The sequence below is a fragment of the Pseudarthrobacter sp. alpha12b genome (genome assembly GCF_054130495.1).
This window is the reverse complement of sequence record NZ_CP196746.1, coordinates 4,022,318-4,048,672: the sequence shown is the minus strand read 5'-3', so window position 1 is coordinate 4,048,672 and position 26,355 is coordinate 4,022,318. Positions and strand designations below refer to the sequence as shown.

The 26,355-nt window shown below is 66.1% G+C and carries 28 protein-coding genes; 14 read left to right on the top strand and 14 right to left on the bottom strand.

What is annotated here, in order from left to right; genetic code table 11:
* Nucleotides 1-6: 6 nt before the first annotated feature.
* Complete coding sequence (locus ACTAQI_RS18720; RefSeq protein WP_457947869.1) at nt 7-624, bottom strand: alpha/beta hydrolase; 618 nt, start codon at nt 622-624, stop codon at nt 7-9.
* A gap of 172 nt (nt 625-796) precedes the next feature.
* Here ACTAQI_RS18720 and ACTAQI_RS18715 point away from each other — a divergent pair, with 172 nt between their 5' ends.
* From ACTAQI_RS18715 to ACTAQI_RS18695, 5 genes are all read left to right on the top strand, one after another.
* Nucleotides 797-1,054 carry a DUF6458 family protein gene (locus ACTAQI_RS18715; RefSeq protein ID WP_141158415.1) on the top strand — a complete coding sequence of 86 codons (258 nt, stop codon included), beginning with the start codon at nt 797-799 and terminating at the stop codon, nt 1,052-1,054.
* A 261-nt stretch (nt 1,055-1,315) separates the two neighbouring features.
* On the top strand, nt 1,316-2,122 hold the full coding sequence (locus tag ACTAQI_RS18710; RefSeq protein ID WP_457947868.1) for a DeoR/GlpR family DNA-binding transcription regulator: 807 nt from the start codon (nt 1,316-1,318) through the stop codon (nt 2,120-2,122).
* A complete protein-coding gene (locus ACTAQI_RS18705; protein ID WP_457947867.1) occupies nt 2,119-3,099 on the top strand; it encodes a 1-phosphofructokinase family hexose kinase in 981 nt (326 codons plus the stop codon). Before ACTAQI_RS18710 ends, ACTAQI_RS18705 begins: the two co-directional genes overlap by 4 nt.
* A 2-nt stretch (nt 3,100-3,101) precedes the next feature.
* The gene (locus ACTAQI_RS18700) at nt 3,102-5,207 is read left to right on the top strand and encodes a PTS fructose transporter subunit IIABC (RefSeq protein ID WP_457947865.1); all 2,106 of its coding nucleotides are present in this window, start codon (nt 3,102-3,104) and stop codon (nt 5,205-5,207) included.
* 68 nt (nt 5,208-5,275) lie between these two features.
* Complete coding sequence (locus ACTAQI_RS18695) at nt 5,276-5,554, top strand: HPr family phosphocarrier protein (RefSeq protein ID WP_056333115.1); 279 nt, start codon at nt 5,276-5,278, stop codon at nt 5,552-5,554.
* Nucleotides 5,555-5,675: 121 nt separating this feature from the next.
* Here the strand turns inward: ACTAQI_RS18695 and ACTAQI_RS18690 are convergent, their stop codons facing one another.
* The 3 genes from ACTAQI_RS18690 to ku all read right to left on the bottom strand — a co-directional run bounded on the left by ACTAQI_RS18690 (nt 5,676) and on the right by ku (nt 8,144).
* Nucleotides 5,676-6,107 carry an SRPBCC domain-containing protein gene (locus ACTAQI_RS18690; protein ID WP_457947864.1) on the bottom strand — a complete coding sequence of 144 codons (432 nt, stop codon included), beginning with the start codon at nt 6,105-6,107 and terminating at the stop codon, nt 5,676-5,678.
* A gap of 3 nt (nt 6,108-6,110) precedes the next feature.
* Nucleotides 6,111-6,953 (bottom strand): class I SAM-dependent methyltransferase, encoded by an 843-nt coding sequence (locus tag ACTAQI_RS18685; protein WP_457947862.1) that lies wholly within the window; start codon nt 6,951-6,953, stop codon nt 6,111-6,113.
* A 129-nt stretch (nt 6,954-7,082) separates the two neighbouring features.
* Nucleotides 7,083-8,144, bottom strand: coding sequence for a non-homologous end joining protein Ku (ku, locus tag ACTAQI_RS18680; RefSeq protein WP_457947860.1), 1,062 nt, complete (start codon nt 8,142-8,144; stop codon nt 7,083-7,085).
* A gap of 40 nt (nt 8,145-8,184) precedes the next feature.
* On the opposite strand from ku, the gene ACTAQI_RS18675 reads away from it, so the two are divergent.
* The 3 genes from ACTAQI_RS18675 to ACTAQI_RS18665 all read left to right on the top strand — a co-directional run bounded on the left by ACTAQI_RS18675 (nt 8,185) and on the right by ACTAQI_RS18665 (nt 12,333).
* Nucleotides 8,185-10,743, top strand: a complete 2,559-nt coding sequence (locus ACTAQI_RS18675; protein WP_457947858.1) for an ATP-dependent DNA ligase — start codon at nt 8,185-8,187, stop codon at nt 10,741-10,743.
* 124 nt (nt 10,744-10,867) lie between these two features.
* Entirely contained in the window at nt 10,868-11,323 is a 456-nt protein-coding gene (locus ACTAQI_RS18670) for a hypothetical protein (RefSeq protein WP_457946790.1), read from the top strand.
* Nucleotides 11,281-12,333: an IS3 family transposase gene (locus ACTAQI_RS18665; RefSeq protein ID WP_457946093.1), complete on the top strand. Its 1,053-nt coding sequence runs from the start codon at nt 11,281-11,283 to the stop codon at nt 12,331-12,333. Before ACTAQI_RS18670 ends, ACTAQI_RS18665 begins: the two co-directional genes overlap by 43 nt.
* 89 nt (nt 12,334-12,422) lie before the next feature.
* Here the strand turns inward: ACTAQI_RS18665 and ACTAQI_RS18660 are convergent, their stop codons facing one another.
* A complete protein-coding gene (locus ACTAQI_RS18660) occupies nt 12,423-12,680 on the bottom strand; it encodes a hypothetical protein (RefSeq protein ID WP_457947857.1) in 258 nt (85 codons plus the stop codon).
* 435 nt (nt 12,681-13,115) lie between these two features.
* On the opposite strand from ACTAQI_RS18660, the gene ACTAQI_RS18655 reads away from it, so the two are divergent.
* Nucleotides 13,116-14,705, top strand: coding sequence for an MFS transporter (locus ACTAQI_RS18655; protein WP_457947855.1), 1,590 nt, complete (start codon nt 13,116-13,118; stop codon nt 14,703-14,705).
* 203 nt (nt 14,706-14,908) lie between these two features.
* Nucleotides 14,909-16,045 (top strand): FUSC family protein, encoded by a 1,137-nt coding sequence (locus ACTAQI_RS18650; RefSeq protein WP_457947853.1) that lies wholly within the window; start codon nt 14,909-14,911, stop codon nt 16,043-16,045.
* Here ACTAQI_RS18650 and ACTAQI_RS18645 read toward each other — a convergent pair.
* On the bottom strand, nt 16,013-16,786 hold the full coding sequence (locus tag ACTAQI_RS18645; protein ID WP_457947852.1) for an SDR family NAD(P)-dependent oxidoreductase: 774 nt from the start codon (nt 16,784-16,786) through the stop codon (nt 16,013-16,015). The genes ACTAQI_RS18650 and ACTAQI_RS18645 overlap by 33 nt on opposite strands.
* A 111-nt stretch (nt 16,787-16,897) precedes the next feature.
* Between ACTAQI_RS18645 and ACTAQI_RS18640 the strand changes: the two genes are divergently transcribed.
* On the top strand, nt 16,898-17,239 hold the full coding sequence (locus tag ACTAQI_RS18640; RefSeq protein ID WP_457947850.1) for a hypothetical protein: 342 nt from the start codon (nt 16,898-16,900) through the stop codon (nt 17,237-17,239).
* A gap of 138 nt (nt 17,240-17,377) precedes the next feature.
* Nucleotides 17,378-17,701: a hypothetical protein gene (locus ACTAQI_RS18635; RefSeq protein WP_457947849.1), complete on the top strand. Its 324-nt coding sequence runs from the start codon at nt 17,378-17,380 to the stop codon at nt 17,699-17,701.
* A gap of 22 nt (nt 17,702-17,723) precedes the next feature.
* Here ACTAQI_RS18635 and ACTAQI_RS18630 read toward each other — a convergent pair whose 3' ends face one another.
* From ACTAQI_RS18630 to ACTAQI_RS18600, 7 genes are all read right to left on the bottom strand, one after another.
* The gene (locus ACTAQI_RS18630) at nt 17,724-18,053 is read right to left on the bottom strand and encodes a GNAT family N-acetyltransferase (RefSeq protein ID WP_457947847.1); all 330 of its coding nucleotides are present in this window, start codon (nt 18,051-18,053) and stop codon (nt 17,724-17,726) included.
* Nucleotides 18,054-18,073: 20 nt separating this feature from the next.
* Complete coding sequence (locus ACTAQI_RS18625) at nt 18,074-19,408, bottom strand: acyltransferase family protein (protein WP_457947846.1); 1,335 nt, start codon at nt 19,406-19,408, stop codon at nt 18,074-18,076.
* Nucleotides 19,409-19,499: 91 nt separating this feature from the next.
* A complete protein-coding gene (locus tag ACTAQI_RS18620) occupies nt 19,500-19,904 on the bottom strand; it encodes a DUF1304 domain-containing protein (protein ID WP_457947844.1) in 405 nt (134 codons plus the stop codon).
* 42 nt (nt 19,905-19,946) lie between these two features.
* Nucleotides 19,947-20,810 (bottom strand): class II fructose-bisphosphate aldolase, encoded by an 864-nt coding sequence (locus ACTAQI_RS18615; RefSeq protein ID WP_457947843.1) that lies wholly within the window; start codon nt 20,808-20,810, stop codon nt 19,947-19,949.
* Nucleotides 20,810-22,276, bottom strand: a complete 1,467-nt coding sequence (locus ACTAQI_RS18610) for a GntP family transporter (protein ID WP_457947842.1) — start codon at nt 22,274-22,276, stop codon at nt 20,810-20,812. Before ACTAQI_RS18610 ends, ACTAQI_RS18615 begins: the two co-directional genes overlap by 1 nt.
* A 157-nt stretch (nt 22,277-22,433) precedes the next feature.
* On the bottom strand, nt 22,434-23,333 hold the full coding sequence (locus tag ACTAQI_RS18605; protein WP_457947841.1) for an NAD(P)-dependent oxidoreductase: 900 nt from the start codon (nt 23,331-23,333) through the stop codon (nt 22,434-22,436).
* Between the two features lie 49 nt (nt 23,334-23,382).
* Complete coding sequence (locus tag ACTAQI_RS18600) at nt 23,383-24,867, bottom strand: four-carbon acid sugar kinase family protein (protein ID WP_457947840.1); 1,485 nt, start codon at nt 24,865-24,867, stop codon at nt 23,383-23,385.
* 173 nt (nt 24,868-25,040) lie between these two features.
* Between ACTAQI_RS18600 and ACTAQI_RS18595 the strand changes: the two genes are divergently transcribed.
* Both ACTAQI_RS18595 and ACTAQI_RS18590 read left to right on the top strand, forming a co-directional pair.
* Nucleotides 25,041-25,745, top strand: a complete 705-nt coding sequence (locus tag ACTAQI_RS18595; protein WP_457947838.1) for a FadR/GntR family transcriptional regulator — start codon at nt 25,041-25,043, stop codon at nt 25,743-25,745.
* A gap of 96 nt (nt 25,746-25,841) precedes the next feature.
* On the top strand, nt 25,842-26,057 hold the full coding sequence (locus tag ACTAQI_RS18590; RefSeq protein WP_457947837.1) for a dodecin: 216 nt from the start codon (nt 25,842-25,844) through the stop codon (nt 26,055-26,057).
* 66 nt (nt 26,058-26,123) lie between these two features.
* On the opposite strand, the gene ACTAQI_RS18585 is transcribed toward ACTAQI_RS18590, so the two are convergent.
* Complete coding sequence (locus tag ACTAQI_RS18585; RefSeq protein WP_043451888.1) at nt 26,124-26,330, bottom strand: hypothetical protein; 207 nt, start codon at nt 26,328-26,330, stop codon at nt 26,124-26,126.
* Nucleotides 26,331-26,355: the final 25 nt, after the last annotated feature.

The window sequence follows — 26,355 nt, the reverse complement described above, 5'->3', positions numbered from 1 at the left end:
ACACGGTCAGCCCAGCACGTAGTGGCGCAGGAAGGCGCTGACGTCCACCATCTCGGTCTTGGACATTGCGTGCCCCATCCCCGGGTAGGTCCTGGCCGTCAATTGAGTGTTTTCCTCCAGCCATTCGGCGGTGTAGGCCACGGCGTCCTCGTTGATCACCAGGTCCGCCTTGTCGCGGCCCCAAAAGAAGGGCGGCTTGACCGTGAAGGAATCCGTCACCGAGAGGAGCTCGTTGTTGAGCACGAAGCCGGACAGTCCCACAACAGCCTTGTAGTCATCAGGGTGCAGCCGCAGGAGCGTACTGGCCATGGCCATGCCCTGCGAGTACCCCATCAGGGTGACACTGCTGTGCTGGTCCTTGACCGAGCTGATCCAGGCCCGCACTGCGTTGGCGGCCGAGATGACATCCGCGAAGTCGTTCGCCAGGAAGTAGTCCAGCAGGAACCAGCCCCAGTGGTCGCCGATGGGCATCGGCGCCCGCAACGCGGCACAGGTGAACTCCGGCGGCAGGTAGTCGAAGAGGCGCACCATCCGCGACTCGTCCGTGCCGTAACCGTGCATCATCACCAGCAAGGGAGTGCCGGCGCGCTGGCCTTCCGGCCTGGACCACACAACTGTTTCCACCGGACCAGCCTAACGAGGGAAGCACGCCACCCCGGCCGGGTCATTGAATCCGCAATCACCGGGAGGTAGCGTGACGCTTGACAGACAGCAGGCTTAGCTTTTGGCAATGACGCAACACCCGTCCGTAATGCCCTACCAGCGCCGTGCAGGACGCGGCCATAAGGAGCACGTCATGAGAATCGGCTCGTCAATCTTCCTCATCGCCCTCGGCGCCATCCTCGCCTGGGCAGTGGCCCCTGGACTGATCCCCTTCGTGGACCAGCAACTGGTGGGATACATCCTGATGGCCGTGGGCGTGATCGGTCTGATCGCGTCACTCATCCTCGCCTCCCCCGGCCGCAGCCGCCGCGTGAGCGAGTCCCGCTCCGTGATTGATCCCAACACCGGTGAGCGCATCACCCGCCACGAAAGCCGGGACGGGGGCATCTAAGCGCGGCGGAACCGGGCGGGGATCCCGGAGAGCCATCGATGAACCCGAAAAGCCGGGCTGGACCACAAAGCGTCCAGCCCGGCTTTCGCGTCTCCGCTGGGAGCCGATCCAGCGGATTTTGTTTCATGTTGGTTTCCATTGACAAACCAACAGAAGCAAAGATAAAGTCAAGTAACTCAACATCAATGTGATACCAGTCACGCCAGGCCGGGAAGCCGGCCCGGCGCACATTTACAGCAGGACCTACGCAACGGAGGGTACGTGTTCGCCGAAGAGCGCCAGCAACAGATTGCCGAGCTTGTAGCCGGCAGCGGCCGGGTCAGCGTGACCCTGCTGGCTGAGCGCTTCCGGATCACCACCGAAACAGTGCGCCGGGACCTTGCCGCCCTCGAAAACGCCGGCACCGTCCGCCGCGTCCACGGCGGTGCAGTGGCGGCAGACCGCTTCAGCACCACCGAAGAAAGCGTCACCGAACGGGCCATCCAGCGGCCGGACCAAAAGATCCGGATCGCTGAAGCCGCCCTTGCCCTTATTCCCCGGAACTCACCCGCCAGCGTCCTGATGGACGGCGGCACCACCACCGAGGTGCTTGCCGACATGCTGGCCCGCCGCGCCGCCGTCGAACCTTCCGACGGAACGGGACCCCAGCACGAACTGGTGGTCATCACCCATGCAGTACCCATCGCCAGCAAACTCTCCAACGTCCCCGGCGTTGCCCTGCAGATCCTTGGCGGGCGGGTTCGCGGCCTCACCCAGGTGGCCGTGGGACAGTCGACGGTGAACGCTGCCGCCCGCATCCGCCCCGACATCGCGTTCATCGGGACCAACGGGATCCACGCCACCTTTGGCGTGAGCACTCCCGATCCTGAAGAAGCCGCCGTCAAGGCGGCCTTCGTCCAGTCGGCACGCCGCATTGTGGTGCTGGCCGACTCCTCCAAGCTGGACACGGAAACCCTGGTCCAGTTCGCCTCCCTGAAAGATCTGGACACCTTGATCACAGACAGTGAACCCGGACCTGAACTCGCAGCCGCTTTGGAAGATGCCGGCGTAGACGTGGTGGTCGCATGATCGTCACCTTCACGGCCAACCCCAGCCTTGACCGCACCGTCGCCCTCCCCGGCCCGCTGGAACGTGGCGAGGTGCAGCGCGCCGTCTCCGTCCGGCAGGAATCCGGCGGCAAGGGCGTCAACGTCTCCCGCGCCCTGGTGGCTTCCGGGCTGGAGTCCGTTGCCGTCCTCCCCGGAGCGGACAGCGACCCCGTCCTGGCCGGCCTGCGCGAAAGTGCAGTGCCCTTCGTTTCCCTTCCCATCGACGAGCCGCTGCGCACCAATGTGGCGCTCACCGAGCCCGGCGGCGTGACCACAAAGATCAACGAACCCGGACCCGTGCTGGACGGGAACCAGCAGGAAGCCCTCATCAAGCTGCTGGTGGAAAGCTCGCGCGGCGCCAGCTGGGTGGTCCTGGCCGGCTCGCTGCCGCCCGGCTTCCCCGCGGACTTCTACGCGACCGTGGCCCACCGGCTGCGTTCCTCCGCCGACGGCGCCGCCCCGCGCATCGCCGTCGACTCGTCCGGACTGCCCCTCGCCGCCGCCCTCACCGGCGGTCCGGAGGGCATGCCGGACCTCCTCAAGCCCAACGCCGAGGAACTGGCGGAGCTGGCCGCAGCCGCCGGTTTTGCCCCGGCCTCCGGTGACGAGCTGGAAGCGGACCCGGCTGCTGCCGCTGCCGCCGCAGCCGCCGTCGTACGTGCCGGTGTGGGTGCTGTGCTGGCAACTCTCGGTTCCAAGGGAGCTGTCCTTGTAACGGCCGACGGCGCGTGGCTCGCCACGCACCCGCCGGTCGCCGCGGTCAGCACGGTGGGTGCGGGCGATTCCGCACTTGCCGGCTACCTGCTTGCCCATGGCCGGGGCGCCGCCCCAGCCGACTGCCTTCGTCAGGCGGTGGCCCATGGTGCCGCCGCTGCCTCCCTGCCGGGTTCCACTGTTCCGGCAGTAAACCAAACAACCCCGGATGCCGTAACCATCACGGCCCTTCGAAAGGATTGACAGTGACCCAGCTCATCACCACGGACCTGGTCGAGCTCGACCAGAACCTGGGCAATACCCCCGAAGCGGTGATCCGGCATCTGGCAAGCAAGGTAGCAGCCACCGGACGCGCGTCAGAAGTTGAAGGCCTCTTCGCCGACGCCTTCGCCCGCGAGCAGAAGACCGCCACCGGCATCCCCGGCGGCATCGCCATCCCGCACTGCCGCTCGGCGGCCGTCACCGTGCCCACCCTGGCCATGGCGCGGCTGAACCCGAAGGTGGACTTTGGCGCCAAGGACGGCCCGGCAGACCTGGTGTTCTTCATCGCCGCTCCGGACGGGGCGGACCAGGAACACCTGAAGCTGCTGTCCAAGCTGGCCCGGTCCCTGATCAAAAAGGACTTCACCGCAGCCCTCCGCAACGCCTCCTCCCAGGCCGAGATCGTGGAGCTCGTGGACGGCGCCCTGGCGGACAAGCCCGCCGCACACGCCGCAGCGGCTCCGGCTGATGCGGTACCTGTCGGCGCCGGCGTTGGCGCGGCAGCAGGTGCAGCAGGTTCTTCATCGGCAGTCTCGAATGCGGGCGCTGCTGCGGGCTCAACCGGCCCGCGCCCCAAGCGCCTCGTGGCTGTGACCGCATGCCCCACCGGCATCGCGCACACCTACATGGCAGCCGATTCACTGGTGGCGGCGGCCAAGGAAGTGGGCGTCGACCTGCAGGTTGAGACCCAGGGCTCTTCCGGCGCCAAGGCGCTGGACCCCGCCGTCATCGCAGCAGCGGACGCCGTGATCTTCGCCGTTGACGTGGACGTGCGAGGCAAGGAGCGCTTCGCCGGCAAACCGGTCATCAACGCACCGGTCAAGCGCGGCATCGACGAACCGGACAAGATGGTCCAGGAAGCCCTCGCAGCGGCAGACAACCCCCACGCCCGCCGCGTCCCGCACTTCGGCGCGGAGGAGCAGGCCGAGCATGAGGCTGAGGAAAAGGGCGAGCACATCGGGCAGAAGCTCAAGAAGGCCCTGCTCACCGGCGTCAGCTACATGATTCCGTTCGTGGCAGGCGGCGGCCTGCTGATCGCCCTCGGCTTCCTCATGGGCGGCTACCTGATCACCAAGTACGCGGACACGATCGTTGTCCAGAACAGCCTGTTCAACCTGCCCACCCAGTTCCCGGACAACGCCTGGGGCCCGCTGGGCGCCTACCTCGGTGCCGTGCTGTTCAAGATCGGTGCACTGTCACTGGGCTTCCTTGTCCCGGCGCTGGCCGGCTACATCGCCTACGCGATCGCCGACCGTCCGGGCATCGCCCCCGGCTTTGTCGCCGGCGCAGTGGCCGGGTTCATGGGCGCCGGCTTCCTCGGCGGCATTGTTGGCGGCCTGCTCGCCGGCTACATCGCCCATGTGGTGGGCCGCCTGCAGGTTGCCCGTTGGCTGCGCGGCCTGATGCCCGTGGTCATCATCCCGCTGCTGGCATCGCTCGTGGCTTCCGGCCTGATGTTCCTGATCCTGGGCGGCCCGATCGTCGCCATCACCAACGGCCTGAACAGCTGGCTCTCCGGACTCACCGGTGCAGGCGCCATCGCCCTGGGCGTGATCCTCGGCCTGATGATGTGCTTCGACCTCGGCGGCCCGGTCAACAAGGTTGCCTACTCCTTCGCCGTCGCCGGGCTGGGCGCCGCCACCATCGACAACCAGGCCCCGTGGCAGATCATGGCAGCGGTCATGGCGTCCGGCATGGTTCCGCCGCTGGCCATGGCCCTGGCCTCGACCGTCCTGAACAAGAAGCTGTTCAGCCTCGCCGAGCAGGAAAACGGCAAGGCAGCCTGGCTGCTGGGTGCATCCTTCATCTCCGAAGGCGCCATCCCGTTCGCAGCGGCCGACCCGCTGCGCGTCATCCCCGCCAGCATGCTGGGCGGTGCCGTGACCGGAGCCATTTCGATGGCTGCGGGCGTCGGATCCAAGGCACCACACGGCGGCCTGTTCGTCTTCTTCGCCATCGACAACTTCCTGATGTTCGTCGTCTCAATCGCCGTCGGCACGGTGATCACCGCCCTGTCGGTCATCGCCCTGAAGCGCTGGGCAGTCAAGAAGACGGTTGATACGGTTGAACCCGTACCCGTAACCGTCTGAGCCGGCCCCAGCCGCATATCCCACCGGCCGCTGAACCGTCAGCACGCCGAAAGACCAAAGGAGCAACAATGCCAGAACGCACCGCAACCGTCGCCAGCCGCGTGGGCCTGCACGCCCGCCCCGCCGCCATCTTCGCGGAGGCCGCCGGCGAGTACGACCTGGACATCACCATCGCCCGTGAAGGCGAACCGGCCGACGAGGCCATGGACGCCGCAAGCATCCTGTCCCTGATGAGCCTGGGCGCCTCCCACGGCGACGTTGTGGTGCTCCGCGCCGAAGGTGCCGGTGCGGACGATGCGCTCAACCACCTGGTGCAGATCCTGGAAACGGACCACGACGCCGAGTAGCACCTTCGCTGCCTCAGGCAGCACACCGCCGGCGGCCGCCGTCGGGCTTTCCCTCCCAAGGGATACGCCCGACGGCGGCCGCTTGGCTTTTAAGCGTCCCGTCGCCCAAGTAGGTAGCCGGTCAGCCGCTCTCGGCGAGCGCCTTGACGTCGGCCAGGAGCTTGTCCCACATGGTTTTGGAGTGTTCGGCGGCTTCCTGGGTGGGGTTGTTGTCCTGGGCCAAGGTCAGCCGGGTGCCGCCGCCCCGGTCCTCGAGCGTCCATTCGAGGGTGTGGTAGTTCCCGGGCTCGTCCTCCTGGCCGGACAACGGGCTGAAGTGGGTGTGCACCAGTTTGCGTCCCGGTTCAACCGCCAGGATCCGGCCCTTGTCCTGGTACGCCTTACCCTCCCACTCGCCCTGCCAGGTGATGGGGCTTCCAACCTTCCAATCCGTCTCCAGCGTGGTCCCGAACATGAACTCTTTGACGGCGACAGGGTCTGTCATCACCTCCCACACGCGCCCAGGACGGGCGTTGATGATGGTGGCGGAGGTTGCCACATGGTCTTCCGGCATCTCTCAGGCCTTTTTGGCCGTGAAGAGCAGGTACTCCCATTCCATCTGGAACGGGGTATCGCCGTGTGCGTCGCCGAAGGAATCAGCAAGATCCGTGAGGGCCTTGTCCAGGGCCTTGACCTTGTCCTGGCTGTCGCCCAGGGATTTGTAGACGGAGATGATGGGTCCGTAATGGGACTTGAAATACCTGACGAAGTCCGCCGGCTGGTGGAAGCTCCTGACGGCCAGGTTCTGCTTGCGGGTGTGGATCCCGGTAATCCTGTCGCCCAACAGTTCGCGGACATGCTCCTCACTCCCCCATAGCGGCGCCGGCTGTGCACCCGGCGGGGGTGGCGGGGCAAAAGGCTTCAGGACCGCGAACATCTGCCCAATGAATCCCTCCGGTGTCCAGCACAGCAGCCCTATGGAGCCTCCGGGTTTGCAGACCCGGAGCAGTTCGTCGGCCGCCGCCTGGTGGTGGGGCGCGAACATCACGCCGATGCAGGACATCACTGCGTCGAACTCGGCATCGCCGAACGGCAGGGCCTCGGCGTCGCCTTCCTGCCATTCCAGGCTGACGCCCCGGTTTGCGGCCTCCCGGCGTCCTGCCTCGAAAAGCTCGGGGGTGAGGTCGCTGGCCACCACTTTGGCGCCCATCATGGCCGCCGGGATGGCCGCGTTCCCCGTTCCTGCCGCAACGTCCAGGACCCGCTGGCGCGACCTGATGCCGCAGGCTTCCACCAGGACGGCGCCCAGTTCCAGGAGCATCTCATCAGCGAGGGCCGGGTAATCCCCTGACGCCCACATGGCCCGGTGCTTCTTCTTGAGCTCCCGGTCCGCGTCCACTAAGTCGGTCTGGTTGTCCATGTCCGTGCCCCTCTACGTGTCCGTTCAAATGAGCGACAGCACACTGTTGGCACAGCGGAGGCTGCGATGCGACTCATTGTGGACGCGATACCGGCCGGTGTAAAGGCACGGACACCGCGGACACCAGGGTCAGGCGGGCTTGCGCGCCCTGGTGGTCTTGGCAGCAGGCTTGGCTGCGGACTTGGTATCCGCAGCCTTGGCGGCAGCCGGTTTGGACGCCGTCGATTTGGACGCCGTCGATTTGGCGGACGTTGATTTGGCTGCGCTCGATTTGGCGGCAGTTGTTTTGGAAGCCGTGGATTTTGATGCGGAGGCCTTTCGCGCCGGCTTGGCCTCTTCGGCCTCCCCGTCCCCGGTGTCCGCTTCGTCGTCGGAATCCCCGCCGGCGGAGGCCGCCTCCCCACCGCCGCGCTTCCTGTCCAGGCTCCGCTTGAGGGCCTCCATGAGGTCGATGACCTCGCCCTTGCCGCCCTCGCCGGCCTCGACGCCGAAAGTCTCCTCCGTATCCAGCGATTCGCCCTGTTCGAGCTTGGCCTCGATCAGCTGCCGGAGCTGCACCTGGTACTCGTCCGTGAAGGAAGTGGGTTCAAAGTCAGCGGCCATGGACTCCACCAGCGCTGCGGACATGTCGCGCTCCTGGGCCGAGATCCTGATATCGGCGTCCAGCGACGGGAAGCTTGCCTCGCGCACCTCATCGGGCCAGAGGAGTGACTGCAGCACCAGGACGTCGTCCTTGATCCGGAGGGCCCCCAGCCGGGTCTTCTCACGCAGCGCGAACTGGACGATGGCCACCCGGTCCGTGTCCTCGAGCGCCCGGCGGAGCAGCACGTAGGCCTTGGGCGACTTGGAGTCCGGCTCCAGGTAGTAGCTCTTTTCGAACATCATGGGTTCAAGCTGCTCGGACGGGACGAACTGCACCACTTCGATCTCGTGGCTGTTCTCCGCGGGAATGGACTTGAGCTCATCCTTGGACAGCACCACCGTGCGGCCGTCCTCCTCGAACGCCTTCTCAATGTCCGAGTAGTCCACCACCTCGCCACAGACCTCGCACCGGCGCTGGTACCGGATCCTGCCGCCGTCAGCATTGTGAACCTGGTGCAGACTGATGTCATGATCCTCAGTGGCGCTGTAGACCTTCACGGGCACGTTGACCAGCCCGAACGCGATGGCACCTTTCCAGATGGCTCTCATTCCTACAGTCAACATCAGAGCGGGCCGGAGGTGAAGCCCCGTGGCCGTTAGCAGGGAACGTGTCCGGGTTGCGGGACGCGAACTGACGCTCACCAACCTGGACAAAATCATCTATCCGGAGACCGGCACCACAAAGGCGGACGTGCTGGCCTACTACGCCGCGGTGGCCCACGTCCTGATCCCGGCGGCCGCCAACCGTCCGGCCACGCGCAAGCGGTGGGTCAACGGAGTGGGCACCGCGGACAAGCCCGGGGAAGTGTTCTTCCAGAAGGACCTGGAGGACTCAGCCCCCGGCTGGCTGCCGCGGGCGGCGATCACGCACAAGGACCGGACCATTCACTACCCGATGGTCAATGATGCCGCCACGCTCACCTGGTTCGGCCAGATCAATTCACTCGAAATCCACGTGCCCCAGTGGCGGGTGGACACCCATGGCAACCAGCTCAACCCGGACCGGCTGGTGCTGGACCTGGACCCGGGTGAGGGCGCCGGCCTGCCGGAATGCCGCGAGGTGGCCCTCCTGGCCCGGGTCATCCTGCAGGACGTGGGCCTGGACCCGGTCCCGGTGACCAGCGGCAGCAAGGGCATCCACCTCTACGCGGCGCTGGACGGGACCCAGACCTCGGAACAGATCTCCGCGTTCGCCCGGGAGCTGGCCCGCGCGCTCGAGGCCGACCACCCGGACCTCGCCGTCAGCGACATGAAGAAGTCGCTCCGCACGGGCAAGGTGCTGGTGGACTGGAGCCAGAACAACGCGGCGAAAACCACCATTGTCCCCTACTCACTGCGGGGCCGTCCCACGCCCCTGGTGGCCGCACCCCGGACATGGCGGGAAATCGACTCTCCCCGCCTCAAGCACCTCGACTACAAGGAAGTGCTGCGGCGGGTGCGGGACGGCAAGGACCCCTTCGCCGCCGTCGTCAACGCTGCAGCAGGCCCTGCGGCTGGTGGTACGGGCAGCCCGGACCAGGGGGAAGCACCCCACGACGCCGATCCCCGCCTGGGCAAGTACCGCTCCATGCGCGACCCCCACGCAACGCCGGAACCGTTTGCGGGCATCCCGGCCGGCGGCAACAGCTTTGTCATCCAGGAGCACCACGCCAGCCGCCTGCATTACGACCTCCGGCTGGAACACGAAGGTGTCCTGGCATCCTGGGCGCTGCCCAAAGGCATCCCCGACTCCGGCGGCAAGAACCACCTCGCTGTCCAGACCGAGGACCATCCCATGGACTACCTCACCTTCCACGGGACCATCCCCAAGGGGCAGTACGGCGCCGGCGTCATGACCATTTGGGACACCGGCACCTACGAGCTGCACAAGTGGATCAACGGCAAGGAAGTCATCGTCACCCTGACGGGGTCCGAAGACGGCGGGCTGGGCGGCAGCAAAAAAGTGGCCCTCATCCATACGGGGCGCGGGCAGGGCAAGGACGCCGAAGGACAGTGGCTCATCCACCTGATGGACCAGGAACATGCGGGCGGACGACGGCGGCACCCGGCTCCGGCAGCTCCGGCGGCACAGGTGGACGGCCGGGAAGAGGACGACGACGACGGGGAGTCTGGACAGCCAGCCGGCGTTACCGAGCCGGCCGTACCCGGTGCCGGCACTGCAACCGGCACCGCAGCAGGCACCGCCCCGGATCCGCTGGAATACCCGCCCATGATGGCCACCTCCGGCAGCACTGCCGATCTCCACGGCAGCAGGTGGCAGTACGAGCTGAAATGGGACGGCGTCCGGGCCATCCTGGTGGCGGACCGGGAGAAGGTCCGGATCTTCTCCCGCAACGGCAACGACGTCACTCGAACCTATCCGGAGTTCACGGACCGCGGCTGCTGGCCGGAGCATCCGTTCGTGGCGGACGGTGAGATCATCGCCGTCGGGCCCGGCGGAAAGCCTGACTTTGGCCTGCTGCAGGGCCGGATGAAACTGACCCGGGCCGCCGACGTCGCCAAAGCCCGCACCGCCATCCCGGTCCAGCTGATGCTGTTCGACCTCCTCTTCGACAACGGATTGGACCTCCGGCCCCTCCCGCTCGCTAAACGGCGGCAGCGCCTGGAGGAATTCTTCCAGCCGTCCGGCTGCCCGGTGGAGCTGTCCCCCGTACTGGACGAGCCCGTCCAGCATCTCCTCGACAGCGCGCAGGAGCTCGGCCTCGAAGGAGTCATGGCCAAGAGGACGGACAGCCGCTACGTGAGCGGCCAGCGGACCAGGACTTGGATCAAACTCAAGACCGAGCAGACCCAGGAAGTGGTGGTGGGCGGCTGGCGGCCAGGCAAGGGCGGCCGCCAGGACACCGTGGGATCGCTGCTGGTGGGCATTCCCGACGGCGGCAAGCTGCAGTATGTGGGCCGGGTGGGCTCTGGTTTCAGCACCCGGGAGCTGATGGAACTGCGGCAAACGGTGGAACGCCTTGGCCGGAAGACCTCACCCTTCCATGACGTACCCCGGCCGGATTCCGCCGATGCCCACTGGGTGTCACCGGAGCTTGTGGGCGAGGTGACCTACAGCGAGTGGACGGGGCCGGGCAGGCTCAGGCATCCGCGGTGGCGGGGCTGGCGTGTGGACAAGGACCCGTCGGAGGTGGTCCGGGAAGGGTGAAGCCCGGCGGGGCGGCCGGTTTTCGACGCGCATGCGAATTCACGACGCGCAAATTACCTGACGCCTCCATATTCCCTGTGTGTCAGCCTGTTGTGTGACACTTCGGGGCGGGGAAGGAACGCCCATGGAAATTCCGACTCGTCCCACAAAGTTTCATCGGTTCTCGGCCCAGCAGAAGTGGGATTTGTTGCTGGAATACGACAAGTGCGTGGACTGGGGTTCCAAGTCCGAGTTTTGCCGCCGGGTTCAGGTGCACTCCGCGACCTTCCGTGATTGGCTTGCTGCCCGGGATGAAGGGCGGCTCCTGCCGCCGGGGGTTCAACCCGGGACAGGTGAGGGGAAGACATGGATGACAGCGCGTGACAGGGATGAACTCAAACACCTTCGGACAGAGAACGAGCGGCTGAAGCAAAAGCTGGAGAAGTCGGAGGCCGCGGTGGAGATCCTGGGAAAAGCTGCCGCGCTCCTGGACGCTATGGCCCGGAGCGCGGCAGCAACAGATCCCCACTTGGACGAACCGGAACCAGGCCGGCCAGAGTGGCTGAAGAAGCCCGTCGACGGGACGTCCTCCTCGGAGTGATCACCGCGTTGAGTGGTGTCGGCTACGGAGTCCGCAGGGCCTGCAGCCTGCTGGGGCTCTCCCACGAGACCTGGTACCGGTATCGCAGAGGCACCAAACGCCCCGGTGTTGTCGTTGCACACCGTGACCGGTCCTATCCGAACAGGATCAGCCCCGAGGACGAAGAGAAACTGCTCCAAACCATTAACAACGAGGAGTATTCCGGGCTCTCCGTCACACAAGCCGTGAGGAGGATGGCTGATGCCGGGGACATCTATTGCTCGATGGCATCTGCCCACCGGATCGTCCGTCGGCATGGCCAGAACGGGGACCGACGCCGCCGAAGATCCGCTGGCGCCGCAACAACCTCCCGCGCGAAACCAGTCCTCCAAGCCACAGCGCCGAACCAGCTATGGTCCTGGGACATCACGATGCTTCGGGGACCCGGCAGACAACACCTCAAGCTCTACACCATCATTGACGTCTTCTCGCGGAAAGTCATGGGCCACCGAGTCGAGCAGGTCGAGGACACAGCACTCGCCCAGGACCTCATCCGCAGCGCAGTCCTGGCTGCCAGGACAGCCCCGAAAGTGCTCCACGCGGACAACGGAGGACCCATGAGGTCCGCCCGGACATGGGAACTGCTGCGCACCTTGGGGATCCGTCCTTCGCATTCCCGCCCGAGAGTCTCCAACGACAACCCCTACATCGAATCCCTCTTCAAGACCGTGAAGTACTCACTCGAATTCCCCGAGCGCTTCGAATCGCTCAAACAAGCTAGAGACTTTGCGCGCTGGTTCTTCGATGACTACAACAACAACCACCTACACAGTGGCCTGAACTGGTTCACACCCACTTCAGTGCACGATGGCAGCGCAGCAGACATCCGGAACCACCGCCAACACGCCCACGAGGCCTACTACCGCCGACACCCCGAACGCTTCCGCAGCCCCCCGGTCACTCCGGCACCGCCCGGGGAAGCCTGGATCAACCAACCCAACCAAACACCCAAACTGTCACAGACAGCTTGATTTATTCCGTATTCCGGGGGCGCCAGGTAATTTCCGTGTCGAAATGGAGAGCGCGCGTCGCCATGCTGCATCCGGGCGCCCGCTGGCAGCTACGAGGAATGCGGCATCTGCGGCCGGCCGGTGCGGTGGACGGCCGTCACAGCAGCCTCATGTCCCATCCGGCCATGGCCGGCGTCCCGCTCCTTGGGGTGCCGCCGCTTCCCATAGCCGTCCGGCCACCCGCCCTGCTCTACGAGAGGGACGGCGCCGGTTGCTGCCGGGCCGGGCGACACCGGTGTATCCATGGCTGCCGCAAGGTGGTCCGCAACCTCAGGCCTGATGTGGAATTGGCTGGATTCTTCACCCATGTTGTACTTCCCTTCTTTCCTTCGTTCTTCCTTGAGACGAAACGCCAACCAGAGCGCCCGGGCGTGCGTGAACTACTGCCCGGAAAGAAGTGTGTTCATCGCTCTACCATAGGCACGTCATGGAGTCCTGTGAACCCCTTCCAGGGCCAGTGGCCACCGTCACTTTCGCGGCCGCGATCACCAAAAATGGGGGCCTGAAACGGGTCCCGCCGGAAAATTTTTGGTAACGGCGCCGATCCTCAGCCTGCTTCCCAGTAACGGCGCGGGAAACGGCGGATCAAAAATTTGTGGAATCCACCCCTGAAGTGGCCCAAAAGGGCGCACTCTACGCCATCAAACTGTTGGCGCGCTACAGACATCCCGTAAAATTGAAGGCCTGCCCGGAGCGGGGCAGCTACAAGTCGCAAGCAAATGACCTCCACAGGAGTTGCCCAAATGCCCACAGACCGAAGCATGATCGACTCTCCAACAGGCGCCAGGAACGCCCGCGGAACTGACCCGGCAGCCACCACGGCTGCCAAGAAGCCCCGGCTGCTGCCGCGCCGCCGACTCAAGGAATCCGATGTCAACGTGGTTGACCAGCCCATGCTTAAGAAAGCACTGGGCGGAACCATCGTGGGCAACACGATGGAATGGTACGACGTAGGCGTTTTCGGCTACCTCATCACCACCATGGGCCCGGTTTTCCTCCCCGAGTCCGATCCCACTACCCAGACGCTGTTCCTGCTGGGAACCTTTGCCGCCACCTTCATCGCCCGTCCCCTGGGTGGCGTGATCTTCGGCTGGCTGGGCGACAAGATGGGCCGCCAGAAGATCCTGGCCACCACGCTGATGATCATGGCGGCCAGCACCTTCGCCGTCGGCCTCCTGCCCGGATACGCCCAGATTGGCTTGTGGGCAGCCGCGCTGCTGGTGCTGCTCAAGCTCATCCAGGGCTTCTCCACCGGCGGTGAGTACGCCGGTGCCACCACCTTCGTCAGCGAATACGCCGCTGACAAGCGCCGCGGCTTCTTCGCCAGCTTCCTGGACCTGGGCAGCTACCTGGGCTTCGCCATTGGAGCCGCCCTGGTGTCCGTCCTGCAGCTGACCCTGGGCCAGGACACCATGGAGGCCTGGGGATGGCGCATCCCGTTCCTGGTGGCCGGCCCGCTGGGCCTCATCGCTATCTATTTCCGGAGCAAGATCGAGGAATCGCCGCAGTTCCAGGCCACCCTCGACGCCCAGGAAGAGAACGCCAAGAACGCATCCGCAGGGGACGTGGCCACCGCCAAGGGACCCGTCGGAATCGTCAAGGCTTACTGGCGCCCCATCATTGTCGCCATGGTGGTTGTGGCCGCTGCCAACACGGCCGGCTATGCGCTGACGTCCTACATGCCGACGTACTTGACAGAGTCCAAGGGTTACGACGAAGTTCACGGCACGCTGTTGACCATTCCCGTGTTGGTCATCATGAGCCTGTGCATCCCGCTAACCGGCAAGCTCTCCGACCGGATTGGCCGCCGCCCGGTGCTCTGGATTGGTGCCGTGAGCACCATCGTCCTGGCAATACCGGCATTCATGCTGATCGGCATTGGACAGATCTGGTCCACCCTTGCGGGCCTGGCCCTGGTTGCCTTCCCCGTGACCTTCTATGTCGCCAACCTGGCCTCAGCCCTGCCGGCCCAGTTCCCCACGTCCAGCCGTTACGGAGCCATGGGCATTGCCTACAACTTCGCCGTGGCCATCTTTGGCGGGACCACGCCCTTCATCGTGGCGGCGCTGATCAGCGCCACCGGCAACGACATGATGCCTGCCTACTACCTGATGGCCACATCCCTGGTGGGTGCCATTGCCATCTACTTCCTGAAGGAATCCGCCAACCGTCCGCTCCCGGGATCGATGCCCAGCGTCGACACCCAGGCGGAAGCGAAGGAACTGGTGGCAACCCAGGACGAGAACCCGCTGATCAACCTGGACGAATTGCCGTTCGACACCCAGGACGGCACGGATCCGCACGCCCACCGCGGGGTTCCGGCCGGGGCATAACCCGCCACCCGGGCAATCTTGTAGCCCACGCTCACAGGCCCGTCCCGCGTGCTTCCTTGGGGAAACCACGTTGGGCGGGCCTTTGCGTTCCTGCCCGATGTCCTTTCATGACTGCCGGCAATGTGACTCAGCCGGAGACGCGGTGATACGTTCGCAAGGGCCTACGGGCCGCAGTACGACAACGAAACAGGACAGGTCGGGACATGAAGCACGTGGTGGCGCAGTTGCGCGCACTGCACCGGCTGGAACCGGCCAATAACGACCACCTCGCCGCACTCCGCGTGGCCCTCAGCGTGGCCGTCCCCTCGCTGCTGCTGCTTGCCGCAGGCCATACCAACCTCATCATCTACGCCGTATTCGGCGCGCTGACCGGCATGTACGGCCGCCTGGAACCGCACCAGCTGCGGCTCCGCCACCAGGGCCAGGGAGCCTTGGTGCTGCTCAGCGGCGTGGCCGTGGGAGTAACGCTGTCCACCAACCACATCCGCTCCTGGTGGCTCGTGGCAGTGGAAGCCGCCCTTGCCGGGGTTGGCTCGGTGTACGCGGACCGGGTACGGCTGAAACCGAACGGGCCCTTCTTCGGAATCCTGGCCCTGGGCGCCTGCGCTTCCGTTCCCACCGCAGTCCCCTGGTACATCGCCATCCTCATCGCGGTGGGATCATCGGTGTTCTCCATCCTGATCGGCTTCAGCGGGTGGGTGAGGCAGAGGTCCTGGGAACCCGGCGCCACCAGGAGCATCCCGTCCCGTTCGGCGGCGCGGCGGCGGGAGCTGTCCGTCCACGCTGCACGGTATGTACTGGCGGTGGGTGCTGCGGGGACAGCGGGCGTCATCAGCGGCACGGGCCACCCGCACTGGGCCATGGCTGCCGCTGCCGTCCCCCTGGCCGGAGCAGACCTGCCCAGCAGCGTCCGGCGGGGTGTCCACCGCATCGTGGGGACGCTACTTGGACTGGCGGTCACCGCCGTCGTCCTCATTTCGGGTCCCTGGACCCTGTCCGCGCTCTACCCCGCACTCCAGGAGCCGGCACAGCGAGCGGTTGTGCTGGCCCTGCTGGTGATCCTCTTCCAGTTCGCCACGGAGTTGTTCATGACCAGGCACTACGGCCTGGCCATGGTCTGGTTCACCCCGGTCATCCTGCTGATAACCCAGCTGGCCTCCCCGATCGAACCGCGGGTCCTGATCCTCGAGCGGGCGGTGGAGACACTGGTGGGGGCGCTGCTGGGGATCCTGGTGGTGGTGGCCGTCCGAAGGTCCGGTGCACGGCCGCGGAAGGTTCCCGTTGGAGGTCCGTCCAGGCGCGGGCCCCTATTTCGGTTTCCGCGCCGGGCCCGCCATTAGCCGAGCCGGAGCCACCTTGGCCACTGCGGCAACCACCTTGTAGCGCTTGGACGGGATGGACACCGCCTTGCCGCGCTCATTGTCCGCCAGGCCTTCACTGACCACCCGCTCCGCGCGCAGCCATGTCCAGGACGGCGCCACGGACTTGTCCATCCCCATCCGGTCATGGAACTCGGTGTGCGTGAAGCCCGGGCAGACGGCGGTGACCTTGATGCCCCGCTTGCGGTAGGCCAGGTTTGCCCACCGGCTGAAACTCACCAGCCACGCCTTCGCAGCCGAATAGGTGCCGCGGGGCAGGAACGCGGCCACGCTGGCCACATTGATGATCCTGCCCTCCCCGCGTTCCAGCATGCCCTTCAGGGCCGCGTGGGTGAGCACCATGGACGTTTCCGCGTGCAGCTTCAGGTGCGTCCTCTCCTCCGCCGCATGGTTGTCCTCGAAGTTATGCAGGAGTCCGATCCCCGCGTTGTTCACCAGGATCCCCACCGGTCGACTGGCGTCCTCAAGGCGTTCGACGACGGCGGCGACGTCGTCGTCGTTCGTCAGGTCGGCGGGGAGCACCTCAGCCGTGATGCCGTAGCGGCGCCGGAAATCCTCCGCTGCTTCTGCAAGCCGGGAGGCATTGCGCGCCACCAGGACCAGGTGGTGCCCCTGCGCCGCGAGCTGCTTTGCAAATTCGTGGCCCAGCCCGGCGCTGGCGCCAGTAACGAGTGCTGTTGTTCGGGTGCTGGATGGCGTCATGCTGCAAGCCTAGCCAGACGGACGGCCGGATGGACCGCACTGCCGGCAACCAGGGCCGCTAGGCTGGTACCGCCGGCGGCTGGCCAGGCTGCTGCCATGAAGGGGGAAAACATGGACCAGCAACAGTCCGGAGCGCTTGGATTCCGTGAAGTGGACAGGGACGGGAACCCTGTACCGCCTGAACTTGAAGGTACAGGGGACGCAGGGACGGAAAGGTCCTGGTCCCCGCCGAACCCGTTCATCGTGGTGTTGTGGCTGCTGTCCGCAGGACTGATTGCCGGCGGCACCGCGGCGCTGCTGAACGGACCTATGGTCATGGGGCCATCCTCCAGCGGGATCCCGCTCGCATACGTGCTGTTCACGTTCGCCCCGCAGGTGGTGATTGCCGGTTTTGCGACTCTGGTTTTCCTGCTCTTCTGGCACGCCTGGCACTGGCAGCGCAGGCGCGGCTAAGCCCTGATCCGCAGAGCCTGACTTGTGCATCAAATAGTAAGCATGCTTTGCTTACTGCGATAGATGAACCTCCGCAAGCAGTTCGCGGCGGGGCTGCCAACGCTGGCGGTTCCGTGAAGAAGCCCAGGGAAGAACATAATGACCACCGCAATGGAACACCAGCTGACGGCGTCTGGGGAGCGCACCGAGGCAGCTGGGCAGCTCTTGCCCACCACCGTACCCGTGGATGCAGGGTTACTGATGACCCTCAATTCGCGCATGCACTGCCGCACGCCAATGCAGCTCGTAGACCACGGGGAACTGCCGGTACGGCAGCCTGTGTACGTTGATGGGGACACCGTCGTTGCCCTGCGGCCCGGGTCCGTCCCGGAGAGCATCGTCACCTACCGTTGCGCCTGCGGCTTCACCATTGATGATCCGGGGACCGCCGTGTCGGTCAGCGACCAGGCCCTCGCCAGCTGACTTAAAGTCAGTGCCCGGCCAGTCAGCGCTCCGGCCAGTCGACGAATTGTTCGTAGCCTTCGTGTTTGCGGAGGTAGCTGGAGATGAACGGGCAGTGCGGGATGATGCGTTTTCCGGTGGCCACCACGTCATCCAGGGCAAAATGCGCCAGGACTTTACCAAGGCCCTGGCCTTCAAAGTCCTCACCGGTCTCGGTGTGGGTGAAATCGATGTGACCGGGAAGGTCGTGGAAGAAGGCCTTGACGGCCAACCTGCCGTCCACCAGGAGTTCGTACCGGTGCTGCGTGTCATTGCGCCGCAGCGAGACGTTGGCGGTGAACTTGTCCTCTGCGGACGTGGTGTTCTCGGTCATGGTTCGACACTGGCACTACTTCACCCCGCTGGCAATGCCCCTTCGCCCCCTCTTCCCGGGGCTCTGCCTCCGGCCCCGGGGACGGCACCCCGCCGCCGCGAAGGCAAGCCGCCCAGCAAGAGGATCGCCACGGAAAAACACACCGCGCCTGCTGCCAGCAGCCCCAGCGACAGCCCGTTGAAGGCGGCGTCCGCCACGGGGACGAAGACCACCACGACGGCGGCCCCCGCCATGGCGGGCCGGCAGCGGAAGGCTTGGGGCGCCGTCGTCCGTTCCTCCAGGCGGCCAAAGGCTGCAGCCACCGGCAGGAGCAACAGGACCAGCGCAAGGACCACCACTGGCCGCGACCACCACCATTCGGCGGTTCCGGATTCCGGCTTGGGGATCGGCGCCAGGAGCAGCAGCCCGGACATGGCCGCCAGCAGCGGCAGGTGCCATAGATACACCGTCAGGGACCTGGCACCGGCCACGCCCAGGAGCCCCCCGATCCAGCGGACGCCGGCCAGCGGCGCCAGGACCGGCCGCGCCAGTTCCATTAGGGCCAGCTGGGAAACGCCCAAAAGCACCAGGGACAGGTTGGGCGGGTTGAGGTTGACCAGCATGTTGCCGCGGTACAGGCCCAGCCCGGTCACAAGTCCCAGCAGCAGGTTTGCCGCCAGCGCGACGCCCAGCAGCCCGGAGCGGGAGAGGCGGGAAAAATGTCCGTCAGCAGCCAGGAAACCCAGTTGCTGGACTGCGCACCACACGAACACCAGGTTGACATTGGCGAGGTCCGGCAACGCGCCCCTGAGGCAATCCACGGCAATTACCAGCGCGGTAAGCAGGCCGAGGACCAGCCATGGTGCACGGTCGTGGAGCGCCGCCAGGACAGGGATGTTCAGCTGCGCGGCGAGGTAAGCCGCCAGAAACCACAGTGGCATGCCCGCACCGGTGGCAACGAGTTGGACCACCTGCCGGTCCACGCCCAGCGCGGCCGCCACCGACAGGCCGGCCACCATGGTTGCCAGCAGCGCGGTGGCCGGGCCGACCAGGCGCAGGAGTCGCGCGCGGACGAACTGGGCAGCCGTCCCGCCGCTTGCCCTGAGCCGCCGCCAGGACTGCAGTCCGGTGATGCCGCCGGTGACGAAGAACAGGGGCATGACCATGAAGATCCAGATGACGGGTTCGAACCAGTCCTGTTCCGCCAGGGTGTTCTCGGTTGTCACGGTCCCATCCGGGTGCAGGACCGGGCTGACCATCGTGGAGTGCCCCACCACCACCAGGACCAGGCAGATGAAGCGGACAAGGTCGATGGCCGGGTCACGGATTGCCGTGTCCGCCCCGGTTCCTGTCCTTCGCGTGCCGGTGCTTCGCATGGGGTCCCTACAAAGACTCGACGCTGCCCATGCCACCATTGTGCCCCCGGAGCCCGGGTGGTATAAGGACTTTGGCCGGTTGCGGATCTTTCTACTGCAGTGTTGCCAGCAGTCCCAGGACGACGGCGAGAAGCGGCGTAGTGCCCTGGGTTATGGCGGGCCGGAGGTACTTGCGTCCGGTGAACGCCAGGACGGCGGCCGCCAGCAGCATGGAGCCGCAGCAGCTGAAGATGAGGGTCCAGCCTGCCACGGCCTGGGCGGACCCCGCGCCGCCAAATGCCACGAGTCCCACGCCAATGAACGCCCCAATGGCCAGGAACAGGTTGTAGAAGCCCTGGTTGTACGCCAGCGACCTGGTGGTCTCGGCATCGGACTGGGAAGCAACCCCAAAGCGCTTCCAGGTGGCGGGCCGGGTCCAGGTAAGCGACTCCATGGTGAAGATGAAGACGTGCAGCGCGCCGGCAAGGAAGGCAAAAAGAAGGGAGGCCAGGATCATTGCTTGATCCTAGCCTCCCGCCTGATGGAGTTTCCGGTGCCGCTACCGTGCCAGCGTGGCCAGCGTGGTGGCGGCAAAGCCCTTCGCCGACTGGTTCCACATGGACAACAGGCCCTGCAGGTTCTCCCCGTCCGCGCGGTGGGCGGGAAGCTGGTCCTGGAGGGTGGCAAGTACACCGGTCCGCAGTTCGGTGTTGAAGTTGACCTTGCCAACGTTCATGGCCGAGGCCTTGACCAGTTCCCCGGCCGGGATGCCGGAGGCGCCGTGCAGCACCAGCGGTATGTGGATCCGCGCCGCAATGTCCTGCAGCACATCCCAGCGCAGCCGCGGCTCGCCCTTGTACTTGCCGTGGACGTTACCCACTGCGACGGCCAGGAGTTCAGCGCCGGTGCGGGACACGAAATCCTCCACCTGTGCCGAATCCGTCAGGCCTGCCACGTCGACCCCGGACTGGCCGGCCGGCTGGTCGGCGGAGAATGCACGGTCCTCGTCGCCGGCCAGGCCGCCCAGTTCCGCCTCAAGCACCACATCCGGCCCAAGCAGAGCGCGGGCCGCCTGGACCAGCGCAATGTTGTCCTCGTAAGGAAGGGACGAACCGTCGGCGAGGACGGAATCCGCCCCTGCACCGACGGCGTCGGCCATCACCTTGAGATCGGATGCGTGGTCAAGCTGCACCGCGACAGGGACGGCAGCGGCGTCGGCCAGGCCGCGCAGCGCCGCGATGAGCCGGAGTCCGTTGGCGGTGCCGGCGGTCTTGGGTGCCACCAGCAGGATTACGCCCCGGCCGGATTCCTCGGCGGCGCCCACCACGGCCAGCGCGGTGGTGAAGTCGTAGCAGGTGAAGGCCGGCACGGCGGAGCCCTGTTGGAGGGCGGAGGTGACCAGGTGGTCCAGTCGGGTATGCATCAGACGCCCAGGCCTCCCACCAGGATCCATGCAACGAAGGTCAGCGCGAAGCCGGCCAGGCCCAGGATGGTGGTCAGGACGGTCCAGGTCTTCAGGCCGTCTGAAACGGTAAGGCCGTAGTACCGGACCACCACCCAGAAACCGGCGTCCGTCACGTGGGACAGGCCAAGCGCGCCGAAGCCGATGGCGATCACGATCACGGCAATCTGCGCGGGGCTGTAGCCGCCGCCGCTGACCGCAGCGGAGAGCAGGCCGGTGGTGGTCACGATGGCCACGGTGGCCGAACCCTGGGCAGCGCGCAGCGCCAGCGAGATGATGAAGCCGAGCAGCAGCAGCGGCACGCCGAGCGTGTCCAGGGTCTTGGAGAGCGCCCCGCCGATGCCGGAGACCTGCAGGACGTTGCCGAACACGCCGCCGGCGGCCACCACCATCAGGATCGAGGCGATGGGCGGGAGGGAGCCTTCGAAGATTTCGCCGGTTTCCTTGAAGGACCAGCCGCGGCGGACGGCCAGCAGGAAGAAGGACAGCGCCACGGCCACCAGCAGCGCCAGGAAGGGGTTGCCGACGAAAGCTGCGAGGCCGTAGAGGGGGTCACTTTTGGGGATCATGAGCGTGCCGACGGTACCCAGGAGGATCTGCACGATCGGCGCGGCAATCAGGAAGATGATCAGGCCCGGCCGGGGAGGAGCGATGGCGGCGGCACCGGGTCCGTCGTGGCCCACCTTGACCAGTGAGTCGGAGCCGAACTCCTCCACCTGGGTCTTGACGGCGGGCAGGAGTTCGTAGTCCTTGCGGTTCATGATGGAGGCGACCCAGTAGGACAGGAAGCCCAGCGGCACGCAGATCAGCAGCGAGATCAGGGCGATCAGCCCGATGTCGGCGCCGAGCACGCCGGCGCCGGCCACGATGCCGGGGTGCGGCGGGACCGCAACGTGGATGGAAAGCATGATGCCGGCCATGGGCAGGCCGAACTTGACCGGGTGCACCTTGGCGATCTTGGCGAAGGCGTACACGATGGGCACCAGCACGATGATGCCCACCTCGAAGAAGACGGGGATGGCCACCAGGAATCCGACGGCGGTCAACGCCACGGCCACGCGGCGGGCGCCGAGCTTGCGGGTGAAGTGGTCGGCGAGGGACTGGACGCCGCCGGACACCTCGATCATGCGGCCCAGCACGGCGCCGAGTGCGATCAGGATGGCCACTTTGCCCATGGTGCTGCCCACGCCGCTGGAGACGACCGTGAAGATGTCCTGCAGCGGGATGGTTGCGGCGACGGCAACCAGGATGCTGACGGTGAGCAGGGCCACGAAGGCCTGGATCTTGAAGCGGATGATCATCACCAGCAGGATGGCGATGCCAACGGCTGCAATGGTGAGCAGTACTGGGGTGCCCAGCTCAACGGCGGGCTTGATGGCCGGGGCGTCGGCCGCCCGCTGGATCAGCGGGCTCATCAGGTGGTTCACGGGGAGGTGTCTCCTTTGACGTGCCGGTCCCGGGGCAGGGCGGCATCAGGGAATGGCGGGGTGGGGATAAACATTGCGGGACTGCGCCGGCAACGCTGGGAGGTACGACGACGGCGGAGGGGGGACCGCCGTCGTCGCACCGTTCGGGGGGAGGGACCTACTTGGTGCGCTTGGCGGGCGCGACCACCTTGATGACGGCGGAGTCATCGGCGGCGGCGAGGCCCTGGGCCTGGCCCAGGAGGTAGAGCTGCTCGGCGGCGGCGGCAACGGGGGCTGCCAGGCCCGCGGCGCGGGTGGCCTTCCCCACGATGCCCATGTCCTTTACGAAGATGTCCAGGCGGGAGAGGACCTCGGCGCCTTCCTCGTTGTAGGCCTCCAGGATGCGCGGACCGCGGTTGGAAAGCATGAAGGAGCCGGCGGCGCCTGCTTCCAGGGCGGCGAGGGTCTTGGCCTGGTCCAGTCCCAGCGCGTCTGCGAGGGCAAGGGCCTCGGCGGCAGCGGCGATGTGGACGCCGCACAGGAGCTGGTTGACGGTCTTCAGCGCCTGGCCGTCGCCGGGGTTGTCGCCCACCACAGTTAGCGTAGAAGCGAGCAGGTCAAGGGCCGGGGCGGCCTTTTCGCGGGCTTCGGGGGAAGCGCCGACGACGATCAGCAGGTCGCCTTCGCCGGCACGCTTGGGTCCGCCGGACAGCGGGGCGTCCACCAGGTCCACACCGTATTCGGCCAGCTTGGCCACGGTGGCGGGAATCGCGTCGGTGCCCACGGTGCTGCCAAGGATCACGACGGCGCCGGGCTCCAGCACGGAGGCCACGCCGTTCTCGCCGAAGAGGACGTCGTTGAGCTGTTCGCCGTTACGCACGGCCAGGAGGACGGCGTCGGCGCCCTTGGCGGCTTCGCGGGCCGTGGTGAACGTGGCAATGCCGGCTTCCTGCGCGAGCTTGAGGCGCGGCTCGGCGATATCAAAGCCGTGGACGGTCAGCTGGGAGGCCAGGCGGGTGGCCATGGGCAGGCCCATGGCGCCAAGGCCCAGGACGGTGACGGTGTAGTTGCTGGTCATGGTGTTCTCCGTTGAATTTTTTTGCGGGGCTTGTTGGGAGCCAGTGGGCTCAGAAGGTATTGCTCAGTTTGCGGGTGACCTGGGCCAGGGAGTCGTCGTCGCCCACGTTGCCGGCGAAGACGATGTAGGGGATGCCCTTGGCGGGTCCGTCCACCGGTTCCCAGAGGCTGACGATGCCGGGCAGCATAGGGCCGCGGACGATGGCGTGGCGGATTTCCAGGCCGTGGGCTGCGACGTCCGAGGACGTGATGCCGCCCTTGGCGATGACGAACCGTGGCGGGAAGGTCTTCAGGGTGCGGTTGACCACGTCCACGACGGCGGCGGATACGGTCCGTGCGATCCGCAGACTTTCGGCGGGGTCGTCCGTTTTGATGAGCAGGCGGCTGGTGTGGACGATGACGTCGCCGGCGCGGAGGGCCTCAACGACTGCGTCCACGGTCTCGTCGAGGTGCGCTGTGGCGTCCGGCTCGGCGCCGAGGAGTTTCTCAACATCGATCTCGATGATGCGCGCGGAGCTGTGTTCGGCCGTGAGGACGTTGAGCTGGCGGGTGGTGAGCCCAACATGTGAGCCCACCACGATCAGGCCGCCCGCCTCTGACGGGGTGTTGCCCGCGTAGGCTTCTTCGGCGGTCAGCGCGGTGCGGATTTCCTGGCCGATGCGGCCGCGGACGAACGGCGGGCCAACACGGTAGAGGAGTTTCTTGCCGCGGCGTTCGGCTTCGTCCAGGCCCAGGGCAAGGGCGCGGAAGTCGTTCTCAGTGACGATGTCCGCCACGATGGGGGTGGAGTCGGTGGCCGGCTCGATGGCGTCGGCGATGGCCTTGGCGGAGATGGCAGGGTCCTGCGCGGACGCTCCTGCGCGGATGGTGTTCAGGTCCAGGACGATCACGGAGTCGGCGGGGAACCTGCCCTGCGACTTCTCTGCTACGTAGTCGGCCATGACGGAGGTGCTGAAGCCGAAGGACGCGTCCTTGGCGAACTCGGTTTCGGAGACCGGGATCAGGGTTCCCTTGGCGTCGCCAGTGCCGCGCATGTAGTGGACGCCGCCAATGGTGAGCCGGCCGGCGTCGGGGAAGGCCGGAACCAGGACAACGCCGTCGGTCTTTTCTCCACTGACCTTGGCCACGGTGGCTGCAATGACGTCCGGTTCCAGCGGGAAGTGGCCGCGGAGGGTGGAGTCGCTGCGGCTGACGAAGCCAAGGCGGAGAGTGTCCGGTGATCCCGCTGCGGCCAGGGCGTTCCGGACCACTTCCTCGTTCCGGGCGGCGGCTTCTGCCGGGTCAAGGCTGCGGGTGTTGGTCAGCACGTACACTGCCGGCTTGCCCTGGCCAAAGGCCCACGTGAAGTCCTCCACGTCCCACTTGGTGAGCACGGGCAGGTCTGCCACGGACTGCGTGCCGGTGGGGTCGTCGTCGAGCACTACCAGGACGCGGGGAACCGCCGCGTTGGAAGCGGCCAGCGCGCCGGCCACCAGCCCGGCGGGAATATCGAGGTCTGCCGGATAGGCGGCCAGAACGTCTGCTTCATGCGTCACAGTGCACTCCGTTGTGTTGCGATCCGGGTTCGCGGATCCTGATGTAAAGGTAACTGTAAGATGTCTGACATCTTGCATTTGAAAATTAGTGTGGCACACGGCATAAGGACGCGCAAGTACACTTGTCTGACATATCCGCCAGGCGTCGGCCGGGAAGAGGGATCGGGGGCAACATGGCAAGGAAGTCACTGGTGGGCGTGGTGGCCGACGAGCTGCTGGACCGCATCATCGAAGGGGAGTTTCCGCCCGGCTCCACCGTTCCCGGCGAGCACGAACTCAGCGCCCGCCACGAGGTCAGCCGCATGACGGTCCGCGAGGCGATGAAGACCCTGCAGGCCCAACGCATCCTGAGCGTGGAGCGCGGCCGGGGAACGTTCGTCAATCCCCTGAGCCGCTGGGCATCGCTGGAAGCCGTAATCCGGGCCGCGGCCGAGGGCAAGAACGACGCCGACGCCTCAGTCCAGCTCATCGAGCTCCGCAGGATGCTCGAAACGGGAGCCTGCGAGCTCGCCGCCGGACGGATCGCCGAAGAGGACATCGAAGCCCTCTTCAACTACATCTCGGCGATGAAGGCCGCCCACAGCATCAACGACGTCGCGGCTTTCGTGGAGGCAGACCTCGCCTTCCATGACGTCATCCTGCGCGCATCCGGGAATGTCTTCGTATCGGTCCTGTTTGAGCCACTGCACCGCGTCCTGGAAAAGCGCAGGACTGAGACCTCCGCCGTCCCGGCAATCCAGGAGCACGCAATCGGCCATCACCAGAACATCGCCGAAGCCCTGAGGTCCCGCGACGCCGTCCGGTCACGCCAGGCAATGGATGCGCACATGCAGCAGACCCTCGACGACCTGAAGCAGCTGGTGCTGGAAGCGAAGTAGCCGGGCGCGGACTGGGTCTGTTCAACGCTCCCGCAGTCCTACTAGGCTTCAGGGACGGCCCGCAACCGGGAGCAACGATGATCACGAGGAGCGAAGTTGTCCAACCACACGTACAGCATTTCTGAAATTGTCGGCACCTCCACCCAGGGCGTGGACGACGCCGTCCGGAACGGGATAGCCAAGGCCTCCCAGACCCTGCGGAACCTCGACTGGTTCGAAGTCAAGGAAGTCCGGGGCCACCTCGAAGACGGCAAGGTGGCGGACTGGCAGGTCACCATCAAGATCGGTTTCCGCCTGGAAGAGCAGGGCTGACACAGCTAAACAAACGGGTCGTGAAGCTTTTGGCTTCACGACCCGTTTTTTTGAGCGCTGTTTGTCCTAGTTTGCCGTGCCCGGGCTGCGGCGGCGCCAGACTGTAGGCACGCCGTCGAACGCCGGGAAGACGTGGCCCTCAAAGAAGGACAGGACCGTATGCGGGTCCAGGTCCGGGCTCCAGAGACCGGAAGCAGGGCAGTGCGATCCGGTGGCGGTGGAGGCGGTGCCGGCGGATGCCTGGCGTTCCTTCAGCAGGGCGATGCGTTTCATCGTTGAGACCATCCTGGGTGGTAAA

Coding starts and splice junctions, on each gene's coding strand:
- ACTAQI_RS18715 (WP_141158415.1), top strand. CDS start 797: ATGAGAATCGGCTCGTCAATCTTCCTCATCGCCCTCGGCGCCATCCTC.
- ACTAQI_RS18705 (WP_457947867.1), top strand. CDS start 2,119: ATGATCGTCACCTTCACGGCCAACCCCAGCCTTGACCGCACCGTCGCC.
- ACTAQI_RS18695 (WP_056333115.1), top strand. CDS start 5,276: ATGCCAGAACGCACCGCAACCGTCGCCAGCCGCGTGGGCCTGCACGCC.
- ACTAQI_RS18690 (WP_457947864.1), bottom strand. CDS start 6,107: ATGCCGGAAGACCATGTGGCAACCTCCGCCACCATCATCAACGCCCGT.
- ACTAQI_RS18685 (WP_457947862.1), bottom strand. CDS start 6,953: ATGGACAACCAGACCGACTTAGTGGACGCGGACCGGGAGCTCAAGAAG.
- ku (WP_457947860.1), bottom strand. CDS start 8,144: ATGAGAGCCATCTGGAAAGGTGCCATCGCGTTCGGGCTGGTCAACGTG.
- ACTAQI_RS18670 (WP_457946790.1), top strand. CDS start 10,868: ATGGAAATTCCGACTCGTCCCACAAAGTTTCATCGGTTCTCGGCCCAG.
- ACTAQI_RS18660 (WP_457947857.1), bottom strand. CDS start 12,680: ATGGGTGAAGAATCCAGCCAATTCCACATCAGGCCTGAGGTTGCGGAC.
- ACTAQI_RS18655 (WP_457947855.1), top strand. CDS start 13,116: ATGCCCACAGACCGAAGCATGATCGACTCTCCAACAGGCGCCAGGAAC.
- ACTAQI_RS18650 (WP_457947853.1), top strand. CDS start 14,909: ATGAAGCACGTGGTGGCGCAGTTGCGCGCACTGCACCGGCTGGAACCG.
- ACTAQI_RS18645 (WP_457947852.1), bottom strand. CDS start 16,786: ATGACGCCATCCAGCACCCGAACAACAGCACTCGTTACTGGCGCCAGC.
- ACTAQI_RS18640 (WP_457947850.1), top strand. CDS start 16,898: ATGGACCAGCAACAGTCCGGAGCGCTTGGATTCCGTGAAGTGGACAGG.
- ACTAQI_RS18635 (WP_457947849.1), top strand. CDS start 17,378: ATGACCACCGCAATGGAACACCAGCTGACGGCGTCTGGGGAGCGCACC.
- ACTAQI_RS18630 (WP_457947847.1), bottom strand. CDS start 18,053: ATGACCGAGAACACCACGTCCGCAGAGGACAAGTTCACCGCCAACGTC.
- ACTAQI_RS18625 (WP_457947846.1), bottom strand. CDS start 19,408: ATGCGAAGCACCGGCACGCGAAGGACAGGAACCGGGGCGGACACGGCA.
- ACTAQI_RS18620 (WP_457947844.1), bottom strand. CDS start 19,904: ATGATCCTGGCCTCCCTTCTTTTTGCCTTCCTTGCCGGCGCGCTGCAC.
- ACTAQI_RS18615 (WP_457947843.1), bottom strand. CDS start 20,810: ATGCATACCCGACTGGACCACCTGGTCACCTCCGCCCTCCAACAGGGC.
- ACTAQI_RS18605 (WP_457947841.1), bottom strand. CDS start 23,333: ATGACCAGCAACTACACCGTCACCGTCCTGGGCCTTGGCGCCATGGGC.
- ACTAQI_RS18595 (WP_457947838.1), top strand. CDS start 25,041: ATGGCAAGGAAGTCACTGGTGGGCGTGGTGGCCGACGAGCTGCTGGAC.
- ACTAQI_RS18585 (WP_043451888.1), bottom strand. CDS start 26,330: ATGAAACGCATCGCCCTGCTGAAGGAACGCCAGGCATCCGCCGGCACC.